Genomic DNA, 7,500 nt, shown 5'->3' on the forward strand with positions numbered 1-7,500 from the left:
TTCAGTGTTTCCTGACGTTTCCCTACCGTGCACCCTTGCCGAACAGCACAACCTGGATTGTGTCCAGAAGAATGAGGCAATCCAGCGCCAGACTGTGATTCTTGACGTAGTAAAGGTCAAATTGCAGCTTCTCCCGCGCGTCCTCAATCGACGCGCCGTAGGGGTACCTGACCTGCGCCCAGCCGGTAATCCCGGGCTTGATGCTGTGCCGGGTATCATAGAACGGAATCTGCTCGCGCAATGCGGCAACAAACTCGGGGCGCTCCGGCCGTGGTCCGACAAAACTCATTTCGCCGCGGAGCACGTTAAATACCTGCGGCAACTCGTCGAGACGGAGTTTGCGGAGGAAACGACCCAAGTGGGTGATGCGATCATCATCCGAGCTCGCCCAGCGGGCCTTGCCGTCACTCTCGGCATCGGCGCGCATACTTCGAAACTTCAGGATCCAGTAGAGTTTGCCGTTCTGACCGACACGCTGCTGCCGATAAAGCACCGGTGTCCCCATGGTCGCAAGAATTGCCAGGGCAACGAGCAGCATAATCGGGCCCGCGATCAATAGCAGGACCAGGCTGGAAACGATGTCCAGCGCACGTTTCGTAAAGGCGCGAACGCGGCTCTGGCGGAAACCGGTGCCGAAAACCAGCCAACTGGCGTTCAGAGAGTCCAGCCGGATCTGGCCGATTTGACGTTCGAAAAACGAGGACAGGTCGGTGATGCGAATACCCGCCAGTTTACAGTCCAGCAAGGCCTGCGTCGGCATTCCACCGCCACGCCGTTCCCGTACGCCAACGACAATGTCCGTGACCTGCTGCCGCCGGGCGAGATCGCAAAGGTTTTCGTTTTCGGGACAGGGAAGAAGAAATCGTTTGGGTACGGCATGGGCGGTTTCTTTCACGGGCACAAAACCAACCAGGTCGAAGGTCATCAGCCGCGAATCCCGGCGGGTTAGTTGCTCGATCACACCGGCGCGCGAGCCGCTCCCGACCACGAGAACCCTCGGCCGAAGCCAGGGCATTTTTCGGAACCGCAAAACCACGGCCCGCTCGGCAACGATAATCACAAAGCCACCAAGGGTTGCCGCGGTGAGCACCTCGAGATTCACGCGCGGTGGCTCCATATACAGAATCTGGAACCCGACAAACAGTGCCGCACCGACGAACATGGCCGCCGGCAGGCGAACGATCATCCCCTGCCAACCTTCCGCTCCCGGTTGGGCATAGAGACCAAACGCGGTCATTCCGAACACGATCGCCGCCGAAAGCAGGCAGGAAATCAGCAGAATGGAGTTACCGGGGTAACGAACACTGTCGGTGTACTCGGCGGACCCGAACAGGGCGAGACCGATCAGGACCGAAAGCAACAACCACTCAAGCCCCGCAACCAGCAGGGTGTTGAGTGGAACGTAATCATTCCAGATCCGGACCATGCAGCCACCTCGCGTCCACGCGCAGTCGCAGGTCCGGCATCACCGGATCACGAAGCGTGCAGCCCGCCCTATCCCGGACAAGGGATACGCGCATGGCGACGGGAATCCTCGAGGAAAAATCACTCGACGGGAGCGGCCACCCTTGCACGTCCTGCCATCCCAGTGCCGACCATATTTGCCTGGGATCGACCCTTGAAACTCCGGGCAAAACGCCAACAGTCAGATTCTTTTGTCTGCGGCAATCACCTGCACATCCAGGCGGCGTCCCTTCCTTTCCGAGTGAAATCAGTTACCAGATGCTATCGGAAGACTATTGCCGCTACTTGAATAGTTAGCAGGAGACCGGCCATGCCGCAAGCTGGCGGCCGATGATCGGAAAGAATCGGGGAGCCGACGGTATATCCGCGGTTTGGGAATGGAGCTGGCGACAGGAGTCGAACCCGCGACCTGCTGATTACAAATCAGCTGCTCTACCAACTGAGCTACGCCAGCCTTGTCAGAATGTGCCTATTCCGAAGCCGTAGTTTCTCCCGGATGACGACATCAGGGCAAGGCGTCGCTGCAAGCTTCGGCAGTCCAGCCATAGCGCGAGAGATGCTCGGGCGCTTCCTCGGCTTGCAGGACCAGATGGTAGCCCGGCTCACGGCTTCGGCGAGGAGACACCTGTGCGTCAAAGCCCAGTGCCTGGACGCGACGGCTCACTGACTCGGCATCCGCCTGGTCGGCATGCACAGCAATCGACACCATGTTCGACGGATCACCGCCAGTCGCCAGTGCCGGACCATCAATCCCGGCTTCCTGCAAGCGGCGAAGTTCGCGCCTTGCCGATTCCAGGCTGTCCGTCGATGGCAGATGCACACGCCAGCCGTCCGAGACCTCCTGGTAGCGGACGACGAAGGTGTGCGGTATATCCAGCCGGAATGTGGCAAGCCGCGCCTCCACCTCCCGACTGAAGGCCTCGCTGACCAGGCAGTCGCCAACCAGGCCCGCGCCATGGGAGATTGCGCGCAACGAATCGCTTTCCGGAGGCTGGTGCGGAGCCTGCGGGGCCTGCAGGTCCCGGTACAGCATCCCGAGCAGGGCAAGGTTGCCAAGCAGGAGTAAGAAGACCGCCGCGCGCATGACCTTACCTCATGCCTCGGAATCGCCGACCGCTGCGGCAAGCCCCTGCAGGACAAGGTCCGGGCAATGCACCGGTTCCAGTACCGACAATGCCTTGAGCAATACCGGTGCATCGCCGCCGGTCAGCAGAAGCCGGGGCCGCTCGGGTGCAAGCCGTTCGGCGGTATGCCGGTGAAATTCGCGAATTGCGGCCAGGCATGCCTGCAAGACACCGGCAGCGACCGCTTCACCGGTTGATCTGCCGAATACCGGCGTCCGGTCTGAAGCGTCGTGGTGGCCAACACCTGCCGTATGCAGACCCAACGCCTCCCGCATCAACCGCATGCCGGGCACGATCTGGCCGCCGAGGTGGTGCCCGTCGGCATCCAGGGCATCCAGGGTCAGGGCGGTGCCGCAGTCGATGATGCTGCAGGGCGCCAGTCGCTGTGACATGGCACCCAGCAGTGCCGCCCAGCGATCCGCGCCCAGGGTATCGGGCTGGCGATAGGCATTGACCACTCCCGCCCGTCGATGGCGTGCATTCAGTTGAAAAACCGGGGCCTGCCAACGGGCTTCGGCAAACGATCGAATATCGGCAGTCAGGTCCGCCGGGCCGACATTGCAAATCCAGATGGCCTCGGGCGGTGTGTGGCGGATCCAGTTGTCGTACAGACCCGCCGGTAAGGCACCGTCATGCATCCACGGCGCCTGTGACTGAAGTTCCGCGCCGCTCAGCCAGGCGGACTTGAAGCGGGTGTTACCGATATCCAGCAGAAGAATCATGCGCGACTCGCACGAACACTGACGTCACCACTGGCCCAGGCGGAGCGGCCCTCGGCGTCGTCGACCAGCAACCGCCCCTGGGCATCGACGCCACGGGCAACGCCCTGGCGGGAGACGTCGCCAAGATCAAGCCTGACCGGCCGGTTGCGCAATGCATCCCGCGTCTTCCAGCGTTCCCGGAAAGCGTCGAAACCTTGCTGCTCGAAGACCCGCAAGTCTTCTGCCAGCCCGGTCAGCACGGCAACGGCAAGGTCGTTCCTGTCGGGCAAGATACCGCTTTCGGAGCGGATATCCGTTATGGGCTGTTCGATCCCGTCCCTGACGGCGGTCGGCAACGCGAGGTTAAGCCCCAGGCCGATAACAACCTCGCAGGGACCAAGCGGGTCTCCCGCCAGTTCCACCAGTATCCCGCCGACTTTCCTATCGTTCAGCATGACATCGTTAGGCCACTTCAGCGTGGTCGGGATCTCAAACTGCTGCTCCAGGGCATCGGCTACCGAGAGGCCGGCCGCGAGACTAAGGCCTGAGAGGCCGGCAACAGGCTCGGCGAAGGACCAGCGGGCGGAAAGGCAAAGGCTGCCTCCATAGACGGCGGTCCAGCTCCGCCCGCGCCGGCCGCGACCGGCCTGCTGCAACTCCGCGAGCAGTGCCCGCGGCGCTGCCTGCCTGCGAAGGCCTTGCAGCAGTTCGGTGTTCGTCGAATCAACCCGAAAGGCGACCTCTACCATGCCAGCAAACACACAGCCGTTGACCCCGAGCTCGGCATTGATTCCCTCCGCGGACAGAGGTTCGAAGGGTAAGCGAAGCCGGTAACCCTGGCCCTGACTGGCCTCGAACTCAAGGCCATCCCGACGCAATTGGCGGATGTGCTTCCAGACCGCCGTGCGGCTGACGCCCATGGCGCGGGCCAGGGTTTCACCGGAGTGCCAGTTGCCATCGGCCAACCGGGCAAGAAGCGCATGCGTCCGGTCCATGGATCAGTCGAGTGGCAGCGTCGAACGTCGGAAAAAATGCGACAGCACACGGATCATGGACCAGTGGTCCCGGGTGCCTGCACTTTCCCGGGCGCTGTGCATCGACCACATGGCATTGCCGACATCGGCGCACCGGATCCCGAGGCCGGCGGCGGTGATCGGACCGATGGTGCTGCCGCAGGGCAGATCGTTCCGATGCACGTAGGTCTGCCAGCACACGTTCGTTTCCTCGCAAAGCAGCTGGAACGTGGCAGCCGCGCCACCGTCGGTCGCATAGCGTTGATTCGCATTGACCTTCACCACCGGTCCGCCGTTCAGGTCCACCTGGTGCTGGGCGTCATGGAATCGCGCGAAATTCGGGTGATGGGCATGCGCCATGTCTGCCGACAGGATCAGGCTGGCTGCCAGGGCCCGTTGGTGGTCCGTCCCGGCGATGCCAAGCGCCTCACCGATGCGCAGCAGGGTATCCGCGAGAAAGCTGCTGTCGGCGCCCTTGAAACTGCGGCTGCCGATCTCCTCATGATCGAACAAGGCGATCACCGAGACACCGTCAAATGCGGATTCAGATTCTGCTTGCAGCAACCCTTCCACGGCAGCATGACAGGAGCCCAGATTGTCCAGTTGGCTGTCGGCGAGGAACTCTTCCTCCAGGCCGAAGAAGGCGCCCGGCTGGCCATCGGTCACCGCCAGTTCCCAGGAGGCAATCCGCTCCGCATCCAGTTCCAGCTGCTCGGCAAGCCACTGGCGGAATTGCTGATCCGGCGGCAATTCGTCGCGCAGGGTACCGAGCACCAGCGGCAGTTCTTCCTGTAGGTCGAATTTGAGCCCCTCGCTGTTGACACCCCTGTTGAGATGAATTGCGGGGTTGGGCAACCGCACCAGGGGCCTGGGGCTACGCAGGAGGTGTGGGCGCAAACCGTCGCCATCGCGCGCCATGACGCGTCCCGCAAGCAGCAGGTCGCGATCGGCGAATGTGGCAAGGATGGGCCCGCCATAGACCTCAACGCCAAGTGAGGTACTACTGCCGCGCGGGTGCGGTGCCGCCGGCTTGACCCGAAAACCTGGTGAGTCCGTGTGGGCGCCGACGATGCGGAAGCCGGCCTCGGCCGGAGAGCCGCCGCCCACCCGGAACGCGATGATCGAGGAATCATCCCGGGTCACATAGCGGCGGTCACCGGCCTTCAGCGCCCATCGGTCGCGCTCCGAGAGAGGGCTGAAGCCGCCCTGCTCAAGACGTTCGCGACAGCTGGTGACCGCATGCCAGGGGCTTGGACTGGCATCAATGAAACGCAACAGATCTTCGGCACTGCGCCGCTCGGCATCGGACACCGCCATCATGGACTCCCAATTCCAGCAATCAGGCGCCCATATTAGGGAAACACCGATTTATTCGCACGCCTGCGTTGGAGTCCGCATCTTCCCGAGGCCACGCGCGTTATGTGGTGCGGCCGTCAATGCTTACCATTGCTTTGGTTCGTCCGCACACCTTCCCTGCCCGAAAACCTGTGTTCCCCCGCCAACAAATCACACCGCGCGGATCCGCTGCGCTTGATCCGCCCTACGCGACCCCAAGCAGCCCCGGCGTCTCGTAGGGTGCATTAAGCGAAGCGAATGCACGCGGTGTCAGGCGTCTCGGCAAGGTCACTGTACGTTAGGGACGGCAACCGGAATGCCGCGCGGTGTGATCCGGCTTGATCGTGGCAACGGGCTCTCGTTTACCGCCACGATCACCGCCGCCTTGGCAATTGTTTGGTCCGAACACCTTCCTTGTCCGAAAACCTTTGTTGTCCTCTGCCCTCAACCGGTCTCATCGAAATCCAGATTGCCGTGTTCGCGAACGAAATGCTGCAACACCAGCCTGAGTTTCGCGGCATGTGCCGGCTTGTTGTTGCGCCGGGCATCCTCGATGTCATCGACGATCATGCGAGCAATCCGGGCCTGTCCTTCCTCGGTGTGGACCAGATAAGCGCCCATTTCCGCGGCCACCATCAGATCCGTGTGTTCATGCTCGGCGATGGCGGCGACCTCATCGGGCGTCAGGTCCGCCATGTCAATGCAGTCTTCCAGGGTTAGCACGATCGTCCCTCCCGCGGGTTCGACCCGCCGTGGGTTTCACGAACCCTCAGTCTAGACCGTACCGCCCACGACGCTCATGACCTGGGTCAACGAAAGCAAAATCCGACCATAAAAAAACCCCGACACGTCTCCGTATCGGGGCTTTGGTGTAGGCGCCTGGCAATGACCTACTTTCGCACGACAGCGAGGCCGCACTATCATCGGCGCTAAGCGGTTTCACTTCCGAGTTCGGAATGGGATCGGGTGGTTCCCGCTTGCTATTGTCGCCAGGCAAACTGGCTCACGTCTGAACAACGGCTTTCGCCGCCGTTCGTGAATTCTGGAAAGTTGCTGTATCAAGGCATGTCGCCTTGCAGTCACTGCTGAACACCAACTACTTGGGTGTTATATGGTCAAGCCGCACGAGCAATTAGTACTGGTTAGCTTCACACATTACTGCGCTTCCACACCCAGCCTATCAACGTTGTAGTCTTCAACGGCTCTTCAGGGGCCTCAAGGGCCCAGGGAAATCTCATCTTGGGAGGGGCTTCCCGCTTAGATGCTTTCAGCGGTTATCCCTTCCGGACGTAGCTACCCGGCAATGCCACTGGCGTGACAACCGGAACACCAGGGGTCCGTCCACTCCGGTCCTCTCGTACTAGGAGCAGCTTCCCTCAAATTTCCGACGCCCACGGCAGATAGGGACCGAACTGTCTCACGACGTTCTAAACCCAGCTCGCGTACCACTTTAAATGGCGAACAGCCATACCCTTGGGACCTGCTACAGCCCCAGGATGTGATGAGCCGACATCGAGGTGCCAAACTCCCCCGTCGATGTGGACTCTTGGGAGGAATCAGCCTGTTATCCCCGGAGTACCTTTTATCCGTTGAGCGATGGCCCTTCCATACAGAACCACCGGATCACTAAAGCCTGCTTTCGCACCTGCTCGACTTGTCAGTCTCGCAGTCAAGCACCCTTTTGCTTTTGCACTCATAGCGCGATTTCCGACCGCGCTGAGGGTACCTTCGCGCTCCTCCGTTACTCTTTGGGAGGAGACCGCCCCAGTCAAACTACCCACCACACATTGTCCCTGACCCAGATAATGGGCCTAGGTTAGAACCTCAAACATACCAGGGTGGTATCTCAAGGGTGGCTCCACC

Annotated in this window: 6 protein-coding genes, 1 tRNA gene and 2 rRNA genes (1 of these 9 only partly in view); all 9 read right to left on the reverse strand. The window is 61.4% G+C overall.

All coding sequences use genetic code 11. The features are described 5' to 3' along the window. Nucleotides 1-22: 22 nt before the first annotated feature. Nucleotides 23-1,426 carry a TIGR03013 family XrtA/PEP-CTERM system glycosyltransferase gene (locus M0534_RS12610; RefSeq protein WP_248568800.1) on the reverse strand — a complete coding sequence of 468 codons (1,404 nt, stop codon included), beginning with the start codon at nt 1,424-1,426 and terminating at the stop codon, nt 23-25. Nucleotides 1,427-1,842: 416 nt separating this feature from the next. Further along, a tRNA-Thr gene (locus M0534_RS12615) sits at nt 1,843-1,918 on the reverse strand. A 51-nt stretch (nt 1,919-1,969) separates the two neighbouring features. After that, entirely contained in the window at nt 1,970-2,548 is a 579-nt protein-coding gene (locus tag M0534_RS12620; protein ID WP_248568801.1) for an SPOR domain-containing protein, read from the reverse strand. A gap of 9 nt (nt 2,549-2,557) precedes the next feature. Then, nucleotides 2,558-3,310, reverse strand: coding sequence for a type III pantothenate kinase (locus M0534_RS12625; protein WP_248568802.1), 753 nt, complete (start codon nt 3,308-3,310; stop codon nt 2,558-2,560). Next, entirely contained in the window at nt 3,307-4,284 is a 978-nt protein-coding gene (locus M0534_RS12630; protein WP_248568803.1) for a biotin--[acetyl-CoA-carboxylase] ligase, read from the reverse strand. Before M0534_RS12630 ends, M0534_RS12625 begins: the two co-directional genes overlap by 4 nt. A 3-nt stretch (nt 4,285-4,287) precedes the next feature. Further along, nucleotides 4,288-5,622, reverse strand: a complete 1,335-nt coding sequence (locus M0534_RS12635; RefSeq protein ID WP_248568804.1) for a M18 family aminopeptidase — start codon at nt 5,620-5,622, stop codon at nt 4,288-4,290. Nucleotides 5,623-6,081: 459 nt separating this feature from the next. Beyond that, nucleotides 6,082-6,360, reverse strand: coding sequence for a hypothetical protein (locus M0534_RS12640; RefSeq protein ID WP_248568805.1), 279 nt, complete (start codon nt 6,358-6,360; stop codon nt 6,082-6,084). 154 nt (nt 6,361-6,514) lie between these two features. After that, a 5S ribosomal RNA gene (gene rrf / locus M0534_RS12645) occupies nt 6,515-6,631 on the reverse strand. A 117-nt stretch (nt 6,632-6,748) separates the two neighbouring features. After that, a 23S ribosomal RNA gene (locus M0534_RS12650) occupies nt 6,749-7,500 on the reverse strand (it continues 2,135 nt past the right edge of the window).

The sequence above is a fragment of the Methylonatrum kenyense genome (assembly GCF_023195885.1).
Lineage (GTDB): Bacteria > Pseudomonadota > Gammaproteobacteria > Nitrococcales > Aquisalimonadaceae > Methylonatrum > Methylonatrum kenyense.